Here is a 20,060-nt window from a genome sequence, read left to right as displayed (position 1 = left end):
TGGACATCAGTGGTCCCGCGATGCGGACGTCCCGCCCCCTGGTCTTGGCGTTCCCCCGCCCGGAGGCTAGCCTGTCGCTCCTGTAAACCGAAGAACGTCGCGGGAGCTTGGACCAGCCAGGCTGAGAGTGCGCCGGTTCGACCGTAGGGCATGGCGGTGACGCCACCACGGGCGAGGGGGCGCTGACCGCCGGAACCTGTCCGGGTAATGCCGGCGTAGGGAGTATCGGCCATGACGGCTGTTCCGTCCGCCCAGACGCGTGATCTCGCCCCCGGGGCGCGGCCCGAGGCCCCGCTGACCCTCGACACCGCGCCGCCCCGCACCCTGGACTTCCGGGCGCTGTTCGCGCTCTGGGCGAACCTGGGCGTGAGCCTGATCGGCTTCACCAGCGCCGCGACGGTGCTGGGCGCGCAGGGCCAGGAGCTGGGCTTCACCGCCGCGGTGACCGCGATCCTGGCGGGCACCGCGATCGGCACCGCGATGCTGGCGGTGGCGGCCCTGGTGGGCGCCCGCACCGGCGCGCCGGCGATGGCGGTGCTGCGCGGCCTGTTCGGCACCCGGCTGTCGTACGTGCCGACGGTGCTGAACATCGTGCAGTGCGTCGGCTGGGGCGTCTACGAGCTGACGGTGGTCGCCTGGGGCGCGCAGACGGTGGCGGGCACGGCGGGCTGGCGGTGGCTGTTCGTGCTGCTGGCGGGCGTGCTGACCACGGTGCTGACGATCTGGCCGCTGGGCGCGATCGCGGTGCTGCGCAAGTACGTGGCGGTCGCGGTGGGCGTGGCGATGGTGTACTTCACGGTGCAGTTCGCCCGGCAGGGCTTCCCCGACCCGGGCGCGGGCAACTGGCACGGCTTCCTGGGCGCGACGGACGCGGTGATCGCGGTGTCGGTGTCCTTCGTGCCGCTGGCCGCGGACTACACCCGGCACGCGCGCAGCTCGGCGAAGGCGTTCTGGGCGACGTTCTCCGGTTACACGGTGGCCCAGGTGTGGTGCTACGTGCTGGGCGTGGTGGCGCTGCTGCAGTCCGGCGGCGACCCGAACCTGATCTTCGACTCGTTCACCGGCGTGGCGGCGGGCTGGGCGTTCCTGCTGGTGCTGGTGCTGCGGGAGACCGACCAGTCGTTCGCGAACGTGTACTCGACGGCGATGTCGGTCCACAACCTGTGGCCGCGGGTGGACCGCCGGGTGCTGACCGCCGGGATCGGCGCGCTGGTGACGGTGCTGGCGCTGCGGATCAAGGAGTTCACCGACTCGTACTACGGCTTCCTGGGCCTGATCGGCTCGGTGTTCGTGCCGCTGTTCGCGGTGCTGGCCGCGGACTACTTCCTGGGCGCGGGCCGGCGCGGCTGGAACCTGGCGCAGGACGCCCCGGCGCGCTGGGTGATGCTGCTGCCGTGGGCGGTGGGCTTCGCGGTGTACCAGCTGCTCGCCCCGTCGAGGATCGGCGACTGGTGGACGGGGCTGTGGGCGGACGTCCAGCGGGCGCTGCACTTCGAGCCGCAGGCCTGGACCTCGGCGTCGCTGTTCTCGTTCCTGGTCGCGGCGCTGGCCACCCTCGCGGTGACCGCGCTGGAGCGGCCGAGGGCGGTCCCGGCGGGCTGAGGGCCTGTTGTTCACCCGCCCGTCGCCGTGCCGGGGGACGGCGGCGGGCGGGCGCCGCGTACGGTGGTCGGCGTGGACACCCAGCACAGCGCGGCCGGTTCGCCCGCCGCTCCGGACCGCCGCGTCGACCCCTCGGCGGTCCGGGTGATCGCCCACCGGGGTTCCTCGGCGGCGCTGCCGGAGCACACCGAGGAGGCGTACCGGCGGGCCCTGGAGGAGGGTGCGGACGGGCTGGAGTGCGACGTCCGGGTCACCGCCGACGGGCAGTTGGTGTGCGTGCACGACCGCACGGTGGCCCGCACCTCGGACGGGCGGGGCGTGGTGTCGGCGATGACGCTGGCGCAGCTGTCCGCGCTGGACTTCGGCTCCTGGAAGCACCCGGAGGATCCCCGGCCCGGTGCGGTGCTCACCCTGGAGCGGCTGCTGGAGCTGGTCGCGGACGCCGGGCGCCGGGTGGAGCTGGCGATCGAGACCAAGCACCCGGTGCGGTACGCGGGCCGGGTGGAGGCCGAACTGCTGCGGACGCTGGGCCGGTTCGGGCTGCTGCCGGCCGTGCCGGAGGAGTCCTCGGTGCGGGTGATGAGCTTCTCCGAGCTGGCCCTGCACCGCGTCCGGCGGGCCGCTCCGGCGGTGCCCCGGGTGTACCTGTGGGAGCGCCGGCTGCCGGTGCTCGGCCGGACCAGGTCGCTGCCGGGCGGCGCCGCGATCGCCGGCCCGGGCATCGACCTGGTCCGTCGCGACCCGGGTCTGGTGACGGCGCTGCGCCGGGCCGGGCACCGGGTGCACGTGTGGACGGTGGACCGTCCGGAGGACGTCGACCTCTGCCTGGAGCTGGGCGTGGAGGCGCTGATCACCAACCGCCCGGCCGAGGTGCTGGCCCGGCTCGGCCGCTGATCGGGGGCGTCGACGGCCGCCCAATCACCCGACAGAAATACCGAACGGGGTATTTCCGGCCGCGTTTCCCGCCGGTCGCCACAACGGAACGTGAGACCTGCCTCATCTTTTGCCCGCCGTCCGCACGGACGCCGTTAATGCGTCCATCGGATCGTCGAACGCCCGTTTCCGACGCATTACCTGCGGGCATCCATCCCTCGGCAGAAGCTGAAGGAGGTCCGGGGGTGGCGTTGATGGTGGCGCGAGCTGTGCCAGTTCAGGCCGGGTCGACCTCATCGGCCATGACGGTTCCGCACGGACCGGCCAGTGTTTCGACCGCGCGGCGCAGGCTGCGCGGCGACCTCGGCGGCCGGTCGATACCGGAAGCGGTGATTGACGACGCGGTGTTGATCCTCTCCGAACTGCTCAGCAATTCCTGTCGCCACGCGAGACCGCTGCGCGCGGTCGGCCCGGCCGACGGGAACGGCGGCGCGAACGGCGACGAGGACGACGCGGGCACGGTGCTGGTGAGTTGGCGGGTGCGCGGCGACGGCCTGCTGACCCTGGAGGTGACGGACGGCGGCGCCAGCACCCGTCCGGTCCCGGCCCGGCCGTCGGTGACGGCGCACGGCGGGCGGGGGTTGAGCATCGTGGGCGAGCTGGCGCGGGACTGGGGCGTGCGGCACGCACCCGGTCAGGTGACGGTGTGGGCCGAGCTGTCCGCGTTCGGGCAGGTCGCGGGGGGCGGGCGGCGGCGCAGCGCCTGAGCGCGGCCGGGGCCGGGCGGCGCGGGCGAAGTAGGCTGCCCGGTGCAACGTCCGACGTCCCCGGGAGAGCCGCACCATGGCCAAGAAGGCCGCGAAGAAGCAGCCCAGCCAGTCCACCGCAGTCGAGGGCGAGGTTCCCGTCGTCGGGGCGCGCGAGGCGTGCCCGTGCGGCTCGGGCCGCCGCTACAAGGCCTGTCACGGCCGTCAGGCCGCGCACGCGGTGCAGGAGTTGGTGCACCGCCCGTTCGAGGGCCTGCCGGGCGAGGCCGACTGGGTCGCGCTGCGCGAGCTGGTCCCGGCCGCCACGGTGCCGCTGACGCTGGCCGCCGGGGTGGCCGAGCAGGCCGTGGGCGAGGTGCCGTCGGTGACGCTGGCGACGGTGCTGCCGCTGGCCTGGCCGGCCCTGCGCCGGGCGGACGGGTCGGTCCTGCTGGGCCTGCAGACGCAGTCCTCCTCGGGCGACCTGAGCCGTGACCTGGCGGACGCGCTGGAGCTGGCGCTGGCCACCGAGCCGGGCACCCCGGTGCCGGCCCGCCGGACCAGCCCGGGCGGCCGCCGCCTGCAGGAACTGCTGGACACCACGGCCCCGTTCGAGCCCGCGGTGCACACCGGCTTCGAGTTCTGGCTGGAGGACGCCGACACGGCGACCGGCGAGGTCGCGGCCTCGCTGGAGCGGGCCAACGCCTCCGCGATCCCGACCGAGAAGCTGGCCGGCGTGGACTCCGCGTACTGGTGCGGCACCCCGGACAAGAACCACCTGCGCTGGGTGATGACCGTCCCCGAGGAGCAGTTGCTGGACGCGCTGGCCCGGCTGTCGGCGGCCGGCGACAGCTCGCTGGGCGAGGGCACCAAGCTGGTCGGCTCGTTCCGAGCGCACGGACTGACCGTCCCGGTGTGGGACCTGCCGGTGGAGATGACCGCCGCCGAGGTGGAGAAGCCCGCCGTGGAGTTCGCCGCGAAGCTGGCCGAGGTGCTGGCCGCGCCCGCGCCGCTGACCGCGGAGGAGCGCCGGGCCCGAGCCAACCTGGTGAGCCGTCAGATCACCCTGAACTGACCGCGGCCGACCGCCGGGTGACCTGAGTCACACTTCCCACTCCGTCAAAGCCCTTTCCACGCGGACAAATTGGCGCGGAGCCGGATCTTTGTTACTGTTTGAAAGGTCCGACCGCTGGTGCATCCCCCGTCGCCAGCGGTCGGGCTTTTTCGTGCCCGGGCCGTGCCCGGGCCGTGCTCCGGGCCGGGCGCCGCCGCTCAGCGCTGCGGGAGCGCCACCGCGCTGGCCGTGATCAGCCCGCCCAGCAGCGTCCCGACCTCCGGCAGCCAGGGCCGCCCCGGCCCCGGCCGGCGCACCCAGTGCACCGGCCCCGCCGCCGTCCGGGACGGCGGCAGCACCAGGTAGCCGCCCGGCCCGTGGTAGCGCAGCACGCCCGGCACCCAGGGCCGTTCGGCCAGCAGCCCGCCCAGTTCCGGCAGCGTGTACGGCGCGGTCAGCAGCACGAACCGCCCCGGCGTGCCCAGCACCGGGCCGTACGGGACGCCGATCCCCTCCAGGTGCCGCAGCAGCCACGGCCCGGCCGGGCGCGGCAGGCTCACCGCGCCCAGCGCCCGTCCGGTGGCCGCCAGCACCGGGGCGCCCGGGGCGCGCCGCTCCCACCACCAGCGCACCATCCGCGGGTCGGTGGTGGCCGCCTCCAGCGGCGGGTCGTGCGGGTGCCCGCCGGGCAGCGCGCAGGCCCGGTCGGCGCACGAGCAGGGCCCGGCCGCGCCGCGCAGCGCCCGGGCGCCGGGCAGCACCGGCCAGCCGTACCCGACGGCGGCCTCCAGGGCGGCGGCGAGGGCCAGCGAACGGCCGCGGCGGCCCGGCCACCACCGGCCGACGCGCTCGGGCAGCAGCTCTCGGCGGGGTGGGCGCATGGCGGCTCGTTCCTTTCCGCGTTCGCATCGGGGCGCACGGCACGGTCGGTGCGATCGTCTGACCGGTCGGACGTCGTGGTCGGCGTGCTCGGGATGGCGGGCGGTGCGTGTGCGTCTCGGCTACCCGCCGCTGGAACGAGAATCCCGCATACGTCCGGATGGACGCGGCCGGGCGAGCCCCGGTTCCACCGTACGAGTGAGCCCGCGCCGCCCCGGCTGGCGCCCCGGCGGCCTGCGCATACGATCCCTGGCACGTTCGGCCCCCTACTCCTGGACATGCCCCGATCGGCCTGTGTACAAGTGGGGGAAACCTGCCGAGTAGTGAGTAAAGACATCGTTTCGGTCGGTCTCGGTGGTCTTGCGTGACACGTTCCGGATTGTGGGGAGTTGCGACATGACCGACGTCCACCCGTTGACGTCCACCGCGCCGGCGGCCGCGGCGCCCGCCCCGGCCCCGCCGGGGCCCGCCCCGGCCCCGCCGACGGCGCCGGACCCGCTGCCGGACCCGCTGGCCGCGCTGCTGCCGGAGCTCGGCGAGGGGCCCGGGGCCGACCTGCAGGACCGTTTGGCCGGATGGCTGTCCGATTTCACCAGCCTGCAGGAGCACCTGGAGCTGCTGGCCCGCGCCGACGACCTGCCCGGCACCCTGGACGCGCTGCTGGACTCCGGCGCGGCCCTGCTCGGCGCCCGCCGCGGCCTGGTGGTGACGCTCTCCCCGGCCCGCTCCCCCGGCCGGGACCGCTCGCCGGCCCGCCCGGTCGGACTCGGCCTGGACCGGGCGATGCTCGGCGCGCTGGAGACCGTCCCGGTCGAGCACGGCCCGTTCGCCGGACTGCTCGGCCGGCCCGGACCGGAGGGCCGGCTGCTGATCGCCGACCTGGCCGCCGACCCCGCCGTCGGCCCGCGCTTCCGCGAGGTCGCCGAACAGCTCGGCCTCGGCGCCTGCTACGCGCTGCCGCTGACCGGCGCCGACGGGCAGCCGCTCGGCGCCGCCGCCTGGTTCTACGACGAGCCTGGCAGCCCCGACGAGCGCCGCGAGCAACTCGTCCGCCGCTACTGCGAGTTCGCCGCCCCGCTGCTGGACCGCCAGCTGGCCGCCGACCGGGCGGTGCGGGCCGCCGAGACGCTGCGCCGCGCGCTGCTGCCCGACCACCTGCCCGCTCGCCCCGGCCTGAAGGTCGCCGCCCGCTGCGTCCCCGCCGTGCTGGAGCGGGCCGCCGGCAGCGACTGGTACGACGCGATCGCGCTGCCCGACGACACGATGGGCCTGACCGTGGGCAGCGTGCTCGGCGGCGGCCCGAGCGCCGGCCCCGGCGCGGGCGTCGGCGCGGCCGCCGCGATGGGCCGGGTGCGGGCCGCGCTGCGCGCCTACGCGGTGTTGGAGGGCGAGGACCCGGTCTCGGTGCTCGGCGACCTCGAACTGCTGCTGAAGACCACCGAGCCGACCCGTTCCGCCACCGCCGTCTACGCCTGCGTCGACCCGGCCGAGCGCCGGATCGCGCTGGCCGGCGCCGCGAACTGCCCGCCGGTGCTGCTCACCCGCTACGGGGCGAACTTCGTCGAGACCTCGCTCTCCGCCCCGCTGGGCATGCTCAGCTGCTGGGAGGCGCCCGGCGTGGAGCTGACCGCCGAGCGCGGCGACGTGCTGGTGCTGTACACCGAGGGCCTGGCCCGCCGCTTCGCCCCCGCCCTGCACGCCGGGCAGAGCGCGCTGCGCCGGGCCGCCGCCGACGCCCCGCGGGACGTCCGGCTCGACCCCGAGCGGCTCTGCGCCCACCTGCTGGAGCGGGCCGGCGGCGCCGAACCCGGCGTGGACGACCTGGTGCTGCTGGCGGCCCGCTTCGAGTAGGACGGCCGCGGCCGGATACCGGACGCCCTTCCTCCGCTCGAACGCCCCTACGTACCATGGGGGCGACATCCGCCCGCACGCCCCGCGACCCGGGGACGGGCGGGCGGTAGCGCGCGCGAGGAGGCGACGTAGTGACCGAGGACCGCAGCCCGGCGGTGTCCGAGAACCCCGAGGGTTCCGCCGAGGGCGAGAAGGACGAGCAGCCGGTCAAGAGCCGCAAGAACGGCCTGTACGACGGCGTCTCGGACGAGCTCGCCGCGTCCATGCGGACCGGCTGGGCCGACACCGAGCTGCACGGCCTGCAGCCGGACGTCCAGGCCCCGTACGCGGCCGAGCGCCGGGCCCGGCTGTCCGCCGCGTTCCCCGGCGAGCGCCTGGTGGTGCCGGCCGGCAACCTGCGCACCCGCGCCAACGACACCGAGTACGCGTTCCGCGCCGCCAGCGAGTACGTCCACCTGACCGGCAACCGGACCGAGGACGCCGTCCTGGTCGGCGAGCCGGTCGACGGCGGGCACGCGTTCGCGCTGTACCTGCTGCCGCGCTCCGACCGGGAGAACGGCGAGTTCTGGCTGAGCGGCCAGGGCGAGCTGTGGGTCGGCCGCCGGCACTCGCTGGCCGAGTCCGAGCAGCTGTACGGCCTGCCGGTGCGGGACGTCCGCAAGGTCGCCGAGGAGCTGGCCGCGGTCGAGGTCCCGACCCGGATCGTCCGCGGCTACGACGCCGCGCTGGAGGCCGCCCTCGCCGAGCAGCTCGACGCGGAGAGGGACGACGAGCTGACGGTGTTCCTGTCCGGGCTGCGCCGGGTCAAGGACGAGTGGGAGATCGGCGAGCTGCGCGCCGCCTGCGACGCCACCACCAAGGGCTTCACCGACGTGGTGCGCGAGCTGGACCGGGCCGTCGCCTCCTCGGAGCGCTGGATCGAGGGCACCTTCTGGCGCCGCGCCCGGGTCGAGGGCAACGACGTCGGCTACGGCACGATCGCCGCGGCCGGCCCGCACGCCACCACCCTGCACTGGGTCCGCAACGACGGCGACGTCCGCCCCGGCGAGCTGCTGCTGCTGGACGCGGGCGTGGAGACCCACACCCTCTACACCGCCGACGTGACCCGCACCCTGCCGGTCAACGGCACCTTCTCCCCGCTGCAGCGCAAGATCTACGACGCGGTGTACGACGCCCAGGAGGCGGGCATCGCCGCCGTGCGGCCGGGCGCGAGGTTCCGCGACTTCCACGACGCCGCGCAGCGGGTGCTGGCCGCGCGGCTGCTGGAGTGGGGCCTGATCGACGCCTCGGTGTACGACCTGGAGAAGGTCCTGGAGCTCGGCCTGCAGCGCCGCTGGACGCTGCACGGCACCGGCCACATGCTCGGCCTCGACGTGCACGACTGCGCGCACGCCCGCCGGGAGGACTACGTGGACGCGGTGCTGGAGCCGGGCGTGGTGCTGACCGTCGAACCCGGCCTGTACTTCCAGGCCGACGACCTGACCGTGCCCGAGGAGTACCGGGGCATCGGCGTCCGGATCGAGGACGACATCCTGGTCACCGCCGACGGCAACGAGAACCTGTCCGCGGCCCTGCCGCGCCGGGCCGACGAGGTCGAGGCCTGGATGGCCGGGCTCACCGCCTGACCCGCCGCGCTCGCCACGGAGCCCCCGTCCGGTCCGCCGGCGGGGGCTCCGGTGCGCTCAGTGGCGCCGTCCCCAGCCCGAACGGGCCGAGCGGACCGGGATCTTCGTCGCATAACGGGCACGGTTCGACATGGTCATCTGAAGCTCTCCGAACGTGGTGGCGGAAGAAGGGGATCGGGAACGGCCGCACCGGCCCCCTAGAGGTGACGCCCCATCCTCCCGGGTGGTTGTGCCCCGGTTCCAAGGGTTTTCCGCCGCCGTCCGCGCCCGTCCGACCGGCCCGCGCCGCGGTCCGTGCGCATCCGCCCCCCGACCGGCCGCCCCCGGCGCCCCCACCGGCCCGGCCACTACACTCGACGGCGAACCCGCCGACGGCCGCCCCCGGGAGCACCAGATGCCCGAGCCCGTACTCCTCACCATCGGCCGGCGCCCGCCGCCGGTGCACACCGTCGCGGTGTACGCCTTCGCGGGCATGGCCCCGTTCGAACTCGGCGTGGTGGTCGAGGTGTTCGCGCTGGCCCGGCCCGAGCTCGCCGGGCTGCTGGCCGCCCCCTGGTACGACGTCCGGGTGTGCGCCGAGCGGCCCGGGCACCCGCTGGAGGCGGTCGGCGGGTTCTCGCTGACGCCCCGGCACGGGCTGGAGGAACTGGCCGCCGCCGACACCGTCGTGGTGGTCGGGGTGCCGGACCCGTACGGCGACGTCCCGCCCGCCGTGACCGCCGCGCTGCGCACCGCGCACGGCCGCGGCGCCCGGGTGGTGTCGATCTGCTCCGGCGCCTTCGCGCTGGCCGCCGCCGGACTGCTGGACGGCCTGCCCGCGACCACGCACTGGCGGTACGCGGCGGAGCTGAGCCGCCGCCACCCGGAGGTCCGGGTCGACCCGGACGTGCTGTACGTCGACAACGGGCAGGTGCTGACCAGCGCGGGCAGCGCCGCCGGGATCGACCTGTGCCTGCACCTGGTCCGGCAGGACCACGGCGCCAAGGTCGCCAACACCGTCGCCCGCCGCTTCGTCGTCCCGCCGCACCGGGACGGCGGACAGGCCCAGTTCATCCAGGCCGCGGTCCGGCCGGTGGAGGAGCCGGAGGACGGGGTCGCCCGGTCGATGCGCTGGGCGCTGGACCGGCTCGCCCGGCCGCTGACCGTGCCGCTGCTGGCCCGGGCGGCCGGCATGTCCGACCGCTCGTACCTGCGGCACTTCACCGCCCGCAACGGGGTCAGCCCGATGCGCTGGGTGGCGATCCAGCGGATCGCGGCCAGCCTGCCGCTGCTGGAGTCGCCGGAGGGCAGCGTCGAGGAGATCGCCGCCGCGGTGGGCTTCGAGTCGGCCGCGACCTTCCGGCACCACTTCGGCCGCACCATGCGCACCTCCCCGACCGCCTACCGGCGCACCTTCGGCCGGGCGGCCTGAAGCACGCGCGCCGGACGGCCCGGCCCCTGTCAGGGGCCGGGCCGTCCGGCGGGCCGTCGGCCCCGCTCGCCGGTCCCGTTCACCGGCTCCGCCCGTCAGTCCTGCTCGCCGGTGCGCTCCAGCCGGTCCGCGTTGGCGTGGATCGCGTCGCGCAGCCACCCGGCCAGGCCGGGGGCGAGCTTCTCGTACGTCTCGGTGAACCGCGGGTCGGCGACGTACATGTCGCCGAGGCAGCGGTGCATCTCCGGGCCGCAGTCGTAGAAGTTCAGGCCGATGTGCGCGCGGTGCCGCTCGACCGCGGCCGCGGCCCGTTCGCCGTCCGGGGCCGCGCCGGCCGTGAACGCCGCCACCAGGGCGTCGTTGACGGCGTCGGCCTCGGCCTTGATCCGCTCCCAGTCCGCCTTGGTGTAGCGGGCGGTGCGCTGCCGGGACTGCTGCCAGGCGGCGGTCCCGCCCCAGCGCTGCCGGGCCTCGTCCTCCCACTCCTCCTGGTAGTCCGCGCCGAACACCTCGAACTTCTCCTCCGGGGTCAACTGGATCCCCAAGGTCCTCGCCTCCATCGCTCGTTCGACCGCCGCGGCGAGTTCCTCCAGCTTGCGGATCCGGTCGCCGATCAGCTCGCGCTGCCGGCGCAGGTGCTCGCTCGGGCCGACCGTCCGGTCGTCCAGGATCGCCGCGATCTCCTCCAGCGGGAAGCCGAGTTCGCGGTAGAACAGGATCTGCTGCAGCCGGTCCAGCTCGGCCTCGCCGTAGCGCCGGTAGCCGGCCGGGGTGCGGCCGCCGGGCGACAGCAGGCCGATCTCGTCGTAGTGGTGCAGGGTGCGCACCGTGACCCCGGCGAGCTCGGCGAGCCGGCCGACCGTGTAGCCCTCGTCCATCGCGCGTTCCCTCCTCCCCGTCTCGGCGACCAGCCTGGGGGCTCACGCGACGTGAGGGTCAAGCCGGAGCCGGGCGGGGGCTCAGTCGGCGACGCCGCCCTGGGCGACCACCTTGTCGATCCGCAGCCGGACCAGCAGCTCGCCGGGGACGCCGTTGCGGGCCGCGTACTCCTCGGCCCGCTCCTCGCCCATGTAGCGGGCGGCGATCCGGCCCGCCCAGTGCCGGACCTCCCCGAGCTCCTCGCTGGCCGTGGCCACGCCCTCGACCAGCACGAAGGCGAACGGCGGCCGGTCGTCGTCCACGCACAGCGCGGCCCGGCCGTCGCGGAGCAGGGTGCGGCCCTTGACGGTGTCCCGGCCGGTGTTGAAGACCAGGTCGTCGCCGTCCAGCAGGAACCAGACCGGGGCGACGTGCGGGCGGCCGTCGGCGCGGGTGGTGGCGAGTTTTCCGGTGCGGGTGCCGTGGGCGAGGAAGGCGCGCCACTCGGGCTCGGTCATCGTGGGCATGGCCGCCATCCTCGCAACTCCCGCGCCCCCGCGCCTACTCGGACTCGCCGTAGCGGACCAGGTAGGCGGCGAACCGGCCCAGGTCCTCGTCGCCCCACGAGGTGAAGCGGTCGGTGAAGGCCCGCCGCCGCTGCTCGTACGCCTCCGCGAGGAGCTGCTCCCCGGCGTCCGTCAGGTGCAGCAGCTGGCCGCGCTGGTCGTCCGGGTCGGCCTTGCGGCCCAGCAGCCCGAGCCGCTCCAGCGCGCCGACCTGCCGGCTCACGGTGGACTTGTCGAGCATGAAGTGCGCCGCCAGGTCGGCGGCCCGGCAGGAACCGCGCTCCTTGACCAGGTCGAGCATGCTGTACGTGACCAGCGAGAGCTCGGGGTGCAGCTGGGCTGCCTTGTGGCGGGCCCGGCGGGCGAACGCGGTGAGCTCGCGCTGGATGGTCTCCAGCGCGGCGTCGCGGTCGGGCATGGCGGTGGCTCCTTCGTCGTGCGGTGTTGCGGACCACGGTAGGGGCAGCCGGGGTCAGACGCCGACCGCCTCCTCCATCTCCTCCTCCGCGGCCCGCTCGGCGACCAGGGCCCGGGCCCGCTTCCGCTCGGTGCGGGCGGCCAGCACGAGCAGCGCGGCGCCGGCCGCGAACCAGCCGAACAGGGCCGCGACGTGGCCGCCGAGACCGGCCCGGCCGCCGAAGTAGACGTGGTCGCGGGCGCCCTCCAGGAAGCCCGCGCCGTTCCAGAACGCGTGCAGCGCGCCGTAGAAGCCGTTCTGCAGCTCGGGCAGGAAGATGCCGCCGGAGCTGGTGAAGTTGAGCATCACGAACAGCACCATCATGGTGAGCGTGGTCCACCGGCCGAGGAAGGTGTGCAGGGCGGTGCCGATCGCGATGATGCCCGCCGCGTACAGCCAGCTCATCGCCCAGACGCCGAACAGGCCATGGTCGACCAGGTGGAACACCGGACCGGCCAGCGCCGCGCCGAACAGGCTGACCACCAGCGCCACGCCCAGGCCCAGCAGCGCCCGGACCCGCATCGCCAGCGCCGCGCCGGCCGCGCCGAGCACCGCGACCGAACCGTACGAGCCGATGCTCAGCGCCACCAGCAGGAAGAACAGGCCCTGCCCGGTCGGGTCGCCGGACGCCATCGGGGTCAGCTCCTGGACGGCCAGCGGCCTGCCCTGCTGGGCGGCGACCTGGGTGAAGACCTTCTCGGCGGCGCTCACCGAGGTCTCCGAGTTGGCGGTGGCCACCAGCAGGGTCGGCGCGTCGGCGTCCGGCACGTAGGCGGCGGCCAGCTCGCGGTCGAGCAGCCGAGTGCGGGCGGCGTCGGCGTCGGCGGCGGTGGTGACCTCCAGCTTGTCGCCGGCCTTGCCCTGGAGGCCCTGGGCCAGCGCCTGGGCCTGCGGGCCCTGGCCGACCACGGCGACCGGCAGGTGGTGCGGGGCGGGGGCGTGGAAGGCCGAGAGGTAGGCGATCCCCATGCCGAGGCACATCAGCAGCGGGGTGACCAGGTGGGTGAGGACGTGCCGCAGGGCGGGGCGGGACACCGCTGGCAGCGAGGACATCGCAACTCCATGGTTGGCAAGTACAACTAATATTCGGTTGTACTTTACAACGCAGAGATGCTTCGCATCCATCCCCCGCCCCGCCCCGTGACACAGCTCACCCGCCTACAGCAGGTCGTCGATGTCCCGCAGCAGCCGACTCTTCGCCCGCGCCCCCACCATCGACCGCACCGGCTCGCCGCCCTTGAACACCATCAGCGTCGGCATCGACAGCACCCCGTACGCGATCCGGGTCTCCGGGTTCGCGTCCACGTCCAGCGCCACCACCGTCAGCCGCCCCGCCTGCTCCGCCGCCAGCTCCGCCAGCACCGGCGCCAACTGCTTGCACGGCGGGCACCACTCGGCGGTGAACTCCACCAGCACCGGGCCCTCGGCCGCCAGCACCTCGCTCGCGAAGTCCCGGTCCGTCACCGTCCGCACTCCACCCATCGGCTCCTCCTCGCTCTCGTCGACACCCGTCGACACCCGTCGACGCTCGTCACTGCTCGTCGTCACTCGTCGCTGCGGGCCAGCTCGCAGCGCGGCTCGCCGCCCCCGGCCCCCGCCAGCGCGTCGCGCGCCGCCTCGGCCCGGGCCAGCTGCCCCGCCACCACCTCCCGGACCTCGCTCAGCCGGGCCACCATCGCGTCCAGCTCGGCCAGCTTCGCCCGGTACACCTCCAGCGAGGCCGGGCACGAGTCACCCTCCGGATGACCCGCCCGCAGGCACTCCACGAACGGCCGGGTCTCCTCCAGCTCGAACCCGAAGTCCCGCAGCACCCGGATCTGCCGCAGCAGCCGCAGGTCCTCCTCGTCGTACGCCCGGTAGCCGTTGCCGCCGCGCCGCGCGGGCAGCAGCCCGCGCGACTCGTAGTACCGCAGCGCCCGGGTGGTGGTGCCCGCCCGCCGTGCCAGTTCGCCGATCCGCATGCCACGACGCTAGACCTTCACCCCCGCGTCAACGCCAGCCCCGGGTCCCCGCCGGCTCCGGATCCCCGCCGGTCCCGGATCCCCGCCGGCCCCCTTGCGATGATCGTTACGCTCGCCTGATGACCGAACTGACCACGGCCCTGCTCGCGGCCTACGACGAGCACATGCGCGGCCTCGGCGCCCGCGGCGAGGGCGAGACCCACGAGAGCGACGGACCGCTGCTGCGCAAGTACGGCGGCTTCCGCGGCTTCGTCACCTCCCCCCGCCCCGACCTCGGCCTGCGCGGCCGGGAACTCGACGAACTCATCGCCCGCCAGCGCGACTTCTTCGCCGCCCGGGGCGAGTCCGTCGAGTGGAAGACCCGCGGCCACGACCTCCCCGCCGACCTCCCGGACCGGCTCACCGCCGCCGGCTTCGTCGGCGAGGACCCGGAGACCGTCCTGATCGGCCTCGCCGCCGAACTCGCCACCCCCACCCCCGCCCCCGACGACGTCACCATCCGCCGGGTCACCGAGCCCGCCGACATGCGGCGGATCGCCGCGATGGAGACCGAGGTCTGGGACGAGGACTGGTCCTGGCTCGCCGACGACCTCGCCGCCCGCGCGGGCCGGACCGAGGACTTCCTCGTCCTGGCCGCCGAGACCGACGAACCGCACCCCCGGGTGGTCTCCGCCGCCTGGCTCACCCGCACTCCCGGCGGCGAGTTCGGCGGCCTCTGGGGCGGCTCCACCCTCGCCGCCTGGCGCGGCCGCGGCATCTACCGCGCCCTGGTCGCCCACCGCGCCCGCTGGGCCCTCGACCACGGCATCCGCTACCTCCAGGTCGACGCCTCCCCCGACAGCGCCCCCGTCCTCAGCCGCCTCGGCATGCACGCCGTGACCACCACCACCCCGTACGTCTGGACCCCGCCCGCCGCCTGACCCCCGCGCACCGTGCGCGGCAGCGGGGGCGCCGCGCGCGGCGGGCCGGTCCCACGGACGGCCGCCGAGCTGGGAAGACGCGTCGGTGACGAGCCGCCCGGAAAAAATCCCGAAAATCTTCCGGGGGCGTGTAGAGAACCGCTCCCCCGGCTCCGACCACCGGACGCAAGCACGACACCGCACGCACCAGACGAGGAAGTGGTCCACGTGAAGTACCTGCTGATGACCTACGGCAACCAGGAGAAGTGGGACTCGCTGTCGGCCGAGGAGTGGCCCGAGGCGATCGCCCAGCAGGACGCCTTCAACAAGCGCTACCAGGAGAGCGGCGAACTGATCGGCGCGTACGGCCTCGGCGACGCCGCGGCCTGCCGGATGGTGGGGCGCAAGGACGGGCTGCCCGTGGTGAGCGACGGGCCCTACCTGGAGACCAAGGAGTACATGGCCAGCTTCTACCTGCTTGACGTCGACAGCGAGCAGCGGGCCCTGGAGATCGCCGCCGACATGCCGTGGGCCGACCGCGAGCCGGTCGAGCTGTGGCCGATCCTGCACGAGGCGAAGTGACCCTCCCCGCACCCACCGACCAGGACCTGCTGCGCGAACTCGCGCCGCAGGTCCTGGCGGCGCTGCTGCGCCGGCACGCCGGGGCGTTCGACGCCTGCGAGGACGCGGTGCAGGAAGCACTGCTCGCGGCCGCCGAACAGTGGCCCCGGGACGGACGCCCCGACAACCCGCGCGGCTGGCTGGTGACCGTCGCCTCCCGCCGGCTGGTCGACCTGGTCCGGACCGACCGGGCCCGCCGCGAGCGCGAGGAACGGCTGTACCTCGCCACCCCGCAGTCCGAACTCCTCGGCCGCCCCGCCGACGCCGGACCGGACGCCGACCGGGACGACTCGCTCGCCCTGCTCTTCCTCTGCTGCCACCCCGCGCTGACCGCCCCCAGCCGGATCGCGCTGACCCTGCGCGCGGTCGGCGGCCTGAGCACCGCGCAGATCGCGGCGGCCTTCCTGGTGCCCGAAGCGACGATGGCGCAACGGATCAGCCGGGCCAAGCAGACCATCCGCTCCTCCGGCCTGCCGTTCGCCCTGCCCGGCCCGGACGAGGAGGACGGCCGGCTGCGGGAGGTCCTGCAGGTGCTCTACCTGGTCTTCAACGAGGGCTACACCACCACCGCCGGCGACGGCCTGACCGCGACCGACCTCACCGACGAGGCCATCCGGCTGACCCGGCTGCTGCACCGGCTGCTGCCCGCCGACGCCGAGGTGATGGGCCTGCTCGCCCTGATGCTGCTCACCGACGCCCGCCGCCCCGCCCGGACCGGCCCGAACGGCGAACTCGTCCCCCTCCCCGAACAGGACCGCCGCCGGTGGGACGCGACGGCGATCGCCGAGGGCACCGCCCTGGTCGAACGCGCCCTCCCGGCCGGCCGGATCGGGCCCTACCAACTCCAGGCCGCGATCGCCGCCCTGCACGACGAGGCCCCCGACGTCACGGCCACCGACTGGCCGCAGATCCTCGCGCTCTACGACCTGCTGCTCCGGGTCGCCCCCGGCCCGATGCCCGCCCTCAGCCGGATCGTCGCCCTCGCCGAAGTCCGCGGCCCCGAGCCCGCCCTACGCGAACTCGCCACCCTCGAAACCGAGTTGTCCCGCCACCACCGCTACCACGCCGTCCGCGCCGAACTCCTCGCCCGCGCCGGCCGCACCCCCGCCGCCACCCAAGCCTTCCGCCGCGCCGCCACCCTCGCCCCCAGCCTCCCCGAACGCCGCTACCTCACCGAACGCGCCAGGAGCCTCGACAACGCCGACAGCCCGGAACAGGGATAGCGCCCCCACCCGGACCGGCCGACCCGAACGCCAACCTGCACGCTCCCACCCCCGCGCAGCGGGAGACCGCACAGCGGAAAGCCCCGCGCAGCGGGAGACCGCGCAGCGCAAAGCCCCGCGCAGCGGGAGACCGCGTTGGCGGCGTGGCTGGTGGCGGTCTTCGTCCGTGGCTCCGCGCAGCGGGTTTCAGCGGGTGGTGGCGATGGCGGTGGCCGCGTCGATGGCGCCGTAGAGCTCGGAGCGGAGGCCGAGGCGGCTGGCCCGGATGTCGACGGTTTCGGCGACGGCGGGTTGGGCGTAGCGGTCGACGGATTCGCGGATGCCGTGGACGAGGGGTGCGCCGGCCTGGCCGAGTTCGCCGCCGATGATGATGGCGGCGGGGTTGAGGCAGTTGACGAGGTCGGCGAGGACGCGGCCGATGGTGCGGCCGGCTTCGCCGATGACGCGGGCGGCGGCGGGGACGTCGGCGAGCTGGTCGAGCGGCGGAAGGTCGACGGTTTCGCCGGGTCGGGCGCCGGGGGCGAGGACGTGGGCGAGGCGGCGGCGGACCTCGACGATGGAGGCGACGGACTCCAGGCAGCCCCGGTTGCCGCAGCGGCACCAGGTGCCGGTGTCGGGGAGCTGGATGTGGCCGATCTCGCCGGAGATGCCGCTGGCGCCGCGGTAGATGCGTCCGTCGAGCAGGAGTCCGGCGCCGATGCCGGTGGAGGCCTTGACGTAGACGAGGTCGTTGACGGTGTGGCCGGTGCCGTAGGCGCGTTCGCCGCGGGCGCCCATCTCGGCGTCGTTGCCGACGGTGACGGGCCGGTCGAAGAGGCGGCCGAGTTCGGCGGCGGGGTCCATGCCGATCCACTGGGAGAGGGTGGAGGGGGCGCGGACCACGTTGGTGCGGGTGTCGAGGGCGCCGGGGATGCCGGCGGCGATGGCGGTGATCTCGTCGAGGTGGTGGCCGGCGGCGTCGAGGGCCTGCCGGGCGAGGCTCGCGGCGGCGTCGAGGACTTCGCGCGGGTGGTTGTCGACGTCCAGGTGGGCGGTGGCCTCGCCGAGGATGGTGCCGGTGGTGTCGGCGACGGCGGCGGTGACGTGGGTGTGGCCGAAGTCGAAGGCGAGGACGAGGGCGTGGGCGCGGCGCAGGGTGACGGCGGCGGCGCGGCGGCCGCGGCCCGCCGCGGAGGGCGAGGGGGAGGTGGTCTCGCTGACGAGCCCTTCGTCGAGCAGGTCGGTGACGGCGCTGCTGACGGCGGAGCGGGAGAGCCCGGTGAGCCGGCTGATCTCGGCACGGCTGAGCGTGCCGTGTTCGCCGAGGACGGCGAGCAGGGTGGCCCGGGTGCGCAGGCGGCGGGCCGAGGGTGCCGGGGCGGCGACGGGGGCTGTCATGCACGGAACGGTAGCGGACCCGGACCCCATTTTCACCGTTGAACGGATTATTTGACGTCCTGCTCGTCCTCTTGACGGACGAATTGGCCTATACCTATGGTCTAGGGCAGCAGCAGTAGCACCTCATGTGCCGGTACGAGGACGCGCCGGGAGAGGAAGGCCGATGAACGCCACCCAGAGCCGTCATCGCTGGTGCGTCGAGATTCCGCACGCCAACGAGATCCGCTCCGGCCGCCACCTCTTCATCGTGGACGCCGCCGCCGAGGACGACGCCCGCCGCGAGGCGATCGAGCGCGCCGAGTCGGCCGAGGCGCGCCGTCACCGCCGCGATGCCGACCTCGACCTCGCCCAGGTCACCGTGGTCCACCTCGGCCTGCTGCGCTCCCACTGACCCCCCGCCGCACCCGCTCCCCCCGCCTCCCCCGCCGCCGACGGGTGTGACTTCACCGGACCTGGTTTGTATGCTTCGCTCGGTTTCTACACACCTGTAGAAGTCCGGTCGGCGGCAACGGACGAGGGGGCGCCATGTCGGCGCGCAGGGCGAGGAGCGACCGGGGCCACCGGGGCCGGCGGATCGCCCTGTGGACCACCGCGGGCGCGGTCACGCTGGCCGTGCTGGCCGGCGGCCTGGTCTACTACCGGCTGAACGGCAACCTGAGCACCTTCGGCAGCGACGGCGTCAGCAAGGACCGCCCGGCCGCGGCCGGCGCCGACGCCGAGGGTCGCACCCCCGTCAACCTGCTGCTGATCGGCTCCGACTCGCGCTCCGGCTCCAACCGGAGCCTCGGCGGCGGCGACGACGGCGGCGCCCGCTCGGACACCGCGATCCTGCTGCACGTCTACGCCGACCACAAGCACGCCGTCGGGGTGTCCATCCCGCGCGACTCGCTGGTCGAGGTCCCGCCCTGCATGCTGCCGGACAAGAGCTGGACCAAGGACCAGCCCAGCGCCATGTTCAACAGCGCCTTCTCGGTCGGCGACACCGAGCAGGGCAACCCGGCCTGCACCCAGAACACCGTCGAGAAGCTCACCGGCCTGCGGATCGACCACACCATGGTGGTCAACTTCCAGGGCTTCGCCGACATGACCAAGGCCGTCGGCGGCGTCGACGTCTGCCTGCCCGCGGCCGTCCACGAGGGCGACCTGGACCCCAACCTCGGCCGCCGGGGCAGGGAACTGTTCCGGGCCGGCCACCAGACCGTCTCCGGCCAGGCCGCGCTCGACTACGTCCGGATCCGGCACGGCCTCGGCGACGGCTCCGACATCGGCCGCACCAAGCGCCAGCAGGCCTTCCTCGCCTCACTGATCAAGCAGGTCAAGTCGGCCGGCCTGGACCCCACCACGCTGCTGCCGCTGGCCGACGCCGCCACCAAGGCGCTCACCGTGGACGAGGGCCTGGGCTCGGCGAACAAGCTGGTCGACTTCGCCATGACGCTCAAGGACGTCGACCTGCACGACATCAGGTTCCTCACCGTCCCCTGGCGCTACCAGGGCGAACGCGTCGCGATCGTGCACCCCGACGCCGACCAGCTGTGGGCCGCGCTCCGCTCCGACCACACCCTGGACGGCCAGGACGCCTCCGCGAGCCCCGGCGCCGGAGCGAGCCCGTCCGCGTCCGCCACCGCGCCCGCCGCGCCGATGGAGCCCGACGGCGCCGGCATCCGGGTCAGCGTCTACAACGGCACCGAGACCGCCGGACTGACCGGCCGGGCCGCCGAGGCGCTGGAGGGCGCCGGGTTCACCGTCACCGGCCGGGCCAACGCCGCCTCCCGCACCCACCGCACCACCCTGGTCGAGTACGGGACGGGCGAGCGGGCCGCCGCCGAGAAGGTCGCCGCGCTGTTCCCCGGCGCCGTCCTGCAACCCGGCTCCCGCACCGGCATCACGCTCACCCTGGGCGCCGACTACGCGGCCGGCGGCCCCGCCGCGGCTCCGCCGGTTCCCACCGGGCCGCTGCCCAGCAGCGTCAGCCAGGCCCGCGCCGCCGACCAGGACGCCTGCTCCGACCTCACCTACGGCTGAGCACCACCGACTCCCGCCGCCGGCCGGTCCCCCGG

20 protein-coding genes are annotated in these 20,060 nt (G+C 74.8%); 12 read left to right on the top strand and 8 right to left on the bottom strand.

Annotation, left to right across the window (positions count from 1 at the left end; genetic code table 11):
- The first annotated feature begins 231 nt into the window (after positions 1-231).
- From ACZ3J7_RS09380 to ACZ3J7_RS09365, 4 genes are all read left to right on the top strand, one after another.
- Complete coding sequence (locus ACZ3J7_RS09380) at positions 232-1,602, top strand: purine-cytosine permease family protein (protein WP_465618479.1); 1,371 nt, start codon at positions 232-234, stop codon at positions 1,600-1,602.
- Positions 1,603-1,749: 147 nt separating this feature from the next.
- Positions 1,750-2,496, top strand: coding sequence for a glycerophosphodiester phosphodiesterase (locus ACZ3J7_RS09375; protein WP_465618741.1), 747 nt, complete (start codon positions 1,750-1,752; stop codon positions 2,494-2,496).
- Positions 2,497-2,729: 233 nt separating this feature from the next.
- Positions 2,730-3,242 (top strand): ATP-binding protein, encoded by a 513-nt coding sequence (locus ACZ3J7_RS09370; protein ID WP_465618739.1) that lies wholly within the window; start codon positions 2,730-2,732, stop codon positions 3,240-3,242.
- A gap of 76 nt (positions 3,243-3,318) precedes the next feature.
- Positions 3,319-4,296, top strand: coding sequence for a DUF5926 family protein (locus ACZ3J7_RS09365; RefSeq protein WP_465618477.1), 978 nt, complete (start codon positions 3,319-3,321; stop codon positions 4,294-4,296).
- A gap of 197 nt (positions 4,297-4,493) precedes the next feature.
- Here the strand turns inward: ACZ3J7_RS09365 and ACZ3J7_RS09360 are convergent, their stop codons facing one another.
- Entirely contained in the window at positions 4,494-5,156 is a 663-nt protein-coding gene (locus tag ACZ3J7_RS09360; protein ID WP_465618475.1) for a bifunctional DNA primase/polymerase, read from the bottom strand.
- A 394-nt stretch (positions 5,157-5,550) separates the two neighbouring features.
- On the opposite strand from ACZ3J7_RS09360, the gene ACZ3J7_RS09355 reads away from it, so the two are divergent.
- The 3 genes from ACZ3J7_RS09355 to ACZ3J7_RS09345 all read left to right on the top strand — a co-directional run bounded on the left by ACZ3J7_RS09355 (position 5,551) and on the right by ACZ3J7_RS09345 (position 10,041).
- A complete protein-coding gene (locus tag ACZ3J7_RS09355; RefSeq protein ID WP_465618473.1) occupies positions 5,551-7,005 on the top strand; it encodes a PP2C family protein-serine/threonine phosphatase in 1,455 nt (484 codons plus the stop codon).
- Between the two features lie 155 nt (positions 7,006-7,160).
- Positions 7,161-8,630, top strand: coding sequence for an aminopeptidase P family protein (locus ACZ3J7_RS09350; protein ID WP_465618737.1), 1,470 nt, complete (start codon positions 7,161-7,163; stop codon positions 8,628-8,630).
- 394 nt (positions 8,631-9,024) lie between these two features.
- Positions 9,025-10,041: a helix-turn-helix domain-containing protein gene (locus ACZ3J7_RS09345; protein ID WP_465618471.1), complete on the top strand. Its 1,017-nt coding sequence runs from the start codon at positions 9,025-9,027 to the stop codon at positions 10,039-10,041.
- A gap of 95 nt (positions 10,042-10,136) precedes the next feature.
- Here the strand turns inward: ACZ3J7_RS09345 and ACZ3J7_RS09340 are convergent, their stop codons facing one another.
- From ACZ3J7_RS09340 to ACZ3J7_RS09315, 6 genes are all read right to left on the bottom strand, one after another.
- A complete protein-coding gene (locus ACZ3J7_RS09340; RefSeq protein WP_465618469.1) occupies positions 10,137-10,919 on the bottom strand; it encodes a MerR family transcriptional regulator in 783 nt (260 codons plus the stop codon).
- Between the two features lie 81 nt (positions 10,920-11,000).
- A complete protein-coding gene (locus ACZ3J7_RS09335) occupies positions 11,001-11,435 on the bottom strand; it encodes a PPOX class F420-dependent oxidoreductase (protein ID WP_465618467.1) in 435 nt (144 codons plus the stop codon).
- Between the two features lie 25 nt (positions 11,436-11,460).
- On the bottom strand, positions 11,461-11,883 hold the full coding sequence (locus tag ACZ3J7_RS09330) for a MarR family winged helix-turn-helix transcriptional regulator (RefSeq protein WP_465618465.1): 423 nt from the start codon (positions 11,881-11,883) through the stop codon (positions 11,461-11,463).
- A gap of 54 nt (positions 11,884-11,937) precedes the next feature.
- Positions 11,938-12,975: a hypothetical protein gene (locus tag ACZ3J7_RS09325; RefSeq protein WP_465618463.1), complete on the bottom strand. Its 1,038-nt coding sequence runs from the start codon at positions 12,973-12,975 to the stop codon at positions 11,938-11,940.
- Positions 12,976-13,080: 105 nt separating this feature from the next.
- Positions 13,081-13,404 (bottom strand): thioredoxin, encoded by a 324-nt coding sequence (trxA, locus tag ACZ3J7_RS09320; RefSeq protein ID WP_465618735.1) that lies wholly within the window; start codon positions 13,402-13,404, stop codon positions 13,081-13,083.
- Between the two features lie 62 nt (positions 13,405-13,466).
- A complete protein-coding gene (locus ACZ3J7_RS09315) occupies positions 13,467-13,883 on the bottom strand; it encodes a MerR family transcriptional regulator (protein ID WP_465618461.1) in 417 nt (138 codons plus the stop codon).
- Between the two features lie 119 nt (positions 13,884-14,002).
- Here ACZ3J7_RS09315 and ACZ3J7_RS09310 point away from each other — a divergent pair, with 119 nt between their 5' ends.
- The 3 genes from ACZ3J7_RS09310 to ACZ3J7_RS09300 all read left to right on the top strand — a co-directional run bounded on the left by ACZ3J7_RS09310 (position 14,003) and on the right by ACZ3J7_RS09300 (position 16,626).
- Positions 14,003-14,803, top strand: coding sequence for a GNAT family N-acetyltransferase (locus ACZ3J7_RS09310; RefSeq protein ID WP_465618459.1), 801 nt, complete (start codon positions 14,003-14,005; stop codon positions 14,801-14,803).
- Positions 14,804-15,010: 207 nt separating this feature from the next.
- On the top strand, positions 15,011-15,364 hold the full coding sequence (locus tag ACZ3J7_RS09305) for a YciI family protein (protein ID WP_465618457.1): 354 nt from the start codon (positions 15,011-15,013) through the stop codon (positions 15,362-15,364).
- Complete coding sequence (locus ACZ3J7_RS09300) at positions 15,361-16,626, top strand: RNA polymerase sigma factor (RefSeq protein WP_465618455.1); 1,266 nt, start codon at positions 15,361-15,363, stop codon at positions 16,624-16,626. Before ACZ3J7_RS09305 ends, ACZ3J7_RS09300 begins: the two co-directional genes overlap by 4 nt.
- 186 nt (positions 16,627-16,812) lie before the next feature.
- On the opposite strand, the gene ACZ3J7_RS09295 is transcribed toward ACZ3J7_RS09300, so the two are convergent.
- Positions 16,813-18,003 (bottom strand): ROK family transcriptional regulator, encoded by a 1,191-nt coding sequence (locus ACZ3J7_RS09295; RefSeq protein ID WP_465618453.1) that lies wholly within the window; start codon positions 18,001-18,003, stop codon positions 16,813-16,815.
- Positions 18,004-18,166: 163 nt separating this feature from the next.
- On the opposite strand from ACZ3J7_RS09295, the gene ACZ3J7_RS09290 reads away from it, so the two are divergent.
- The gene (locus ACZ3J7_RS09290) at positions 18,167-18,394 is read left to right on the top strand and encodes a hypothetical protein (RefSeq protein ID WP_014136881.1); all 228 of its coding nucleotides are present in this window, start codon (positions 18,167-18,169) and stop codon (positions 18,392-18,394) included.
- Between the two features lie 134 nt (positions 18,395-18,528).
- Positions 18,529-20,025: an LCP family protein gene (locus ACZ3J7_RS09285; RefSeq protein ID WP_465618451.1), complete on the top strand. Its 1,497-nt coding sequence runs from the start codon at positions 18,529-18,531 to the stop codon at positions 20,023-20,025.
- Positions 20,026-20,060 lie beyond the last annotated feature (35 nt).

It is taken from the genome of Kitasatospora sp. NPDC015121, from assembly GCF_055562955.1.
This window is presented reverse-complemented; position numbering and strand designations above follow the sequence as displayed.

Excerpts from the sequence above, each read along its gene's own strand:
- ACZ3J7_RS09285 (WP_465618451.1), top strand. The coding sequence starts at position 18,529 with ATGTCGGCGCGCAGGGCGAGGAGCGACCGGGGCCACCGGGGCCGGCGG.
- trxA (WP_465618735.1), bottom strand. The coding sequence starts at position 13,404 with ATGGGTGGAGTGCGGACGGTGACGGACCGGGACTTCGCGAGCGAGGTG.
- ACZ3J7_RS09310 (WP_465618459.1), top strand. The coding sequence starts at position 14,003 with ATGACCGAACTGACCACGGCCCTGCTCGCGGCCTACGACGAGCACATG.
- ACZ3J7_RS09380 (WP_465618479.1), top strand. The coding sequence starts at position 232 with ATGACGGCTGTTCCGTCCGCCCAGACGCGTGATCTCGCCCCCGGGGCG.
- ACZ3J7_RS09325 (WP_465618463.1), bottom strand. The coding sequence starts at position 12,975 with ATGTCCTCGCTGCCAGCGGTGTCCCGCCCCGCCCTGCGGCACGTCCTC.
- ACZ3J7_RS09335 (WP_465618467.1), bottom strand. The coding sequence starts at position 11,435 with ATGGCGGCCATGCCCACGATGACCGAGCCCGAGTGGCGCGCCTTCCTC.
- ACZ3J7_RS09290 (WP_014136881.1), top strand. The coding sequence starts at position 18,167 with ATGAACGCCACCCAGAGCCGTCATCGCTGGTGCGTCGAGATTCCGCAC.
- ACZ3J7_RS09295 (WP_465618453.1), bottom strand. The coding sequence starts at position 18,003 with ATGACAGCCCCCGTCGCCGCCCCGGCACCCTCGGCCCGCCGCCTGCGC.
- ACZ3J7_RS09330 (WP_465618465.1), bottom strand. The coding sequence starts at position 11,883 with ATGCCCGACCGCGACGCCGCGCTGGAGACCATCCAGCGCGAGCTCACC.
- ACZ3J7_RS09370 (WP_465618739.1), top strand. The coding sequence starts at position 2,730 with ATGGTGGCGCGAGCTGTGCCAGTTCAGGCCGGGTCGACCTCATCGGCC.
- ACZ3J7_RS09345 (WP_465618471.1), top strand. The coding sequence starts at position 9,025 with ATGCCCGAGCCCGTACTCCTCACCATCGGCCGGCGCCCGCCGCCGGTG.
- ACZ3J7_RS09355 (WP_465618473.1), top strand. The coding sequence starts at position 5,551 with ATGACCGACGTCCACCCGTTGACGTCCACCGCGCCGGCGGCCGCGGCG.
- ACZ3J7_RS09365 (WP_465618477.1), top strand. The coding sequence starts at position 3,319 with ATGGCCAAGAAGGCCGCGAAGAAGCAGCCCAGCCAGTCCACCGCAGTC.
- ACZ3J7_RS09315 (WP_465618461.1), bottom strand. The coding sequence starts at position 13,883 with ATGCGGATCGGCGAACTGGCACGGCGGGCGGGCACCACCACCCGGGCG.
- ACZ3J7_RS09360 (WP_465618475.1), bottom strand. The coding sequence starts at position 5,156 with ATGCGCCCACCCCGCCGAGAGCTGCTGCCCGAGCGCGTCGGCCGGTGG.
- ACZ3J7_RS09340 (WP_465618469.1), bottom strand. The coding sequence starts at position 10,919 with ATGGACGAGGGCTACACGGTCGGCCGGCTCGCCGAGCTCGCCGGGGTC.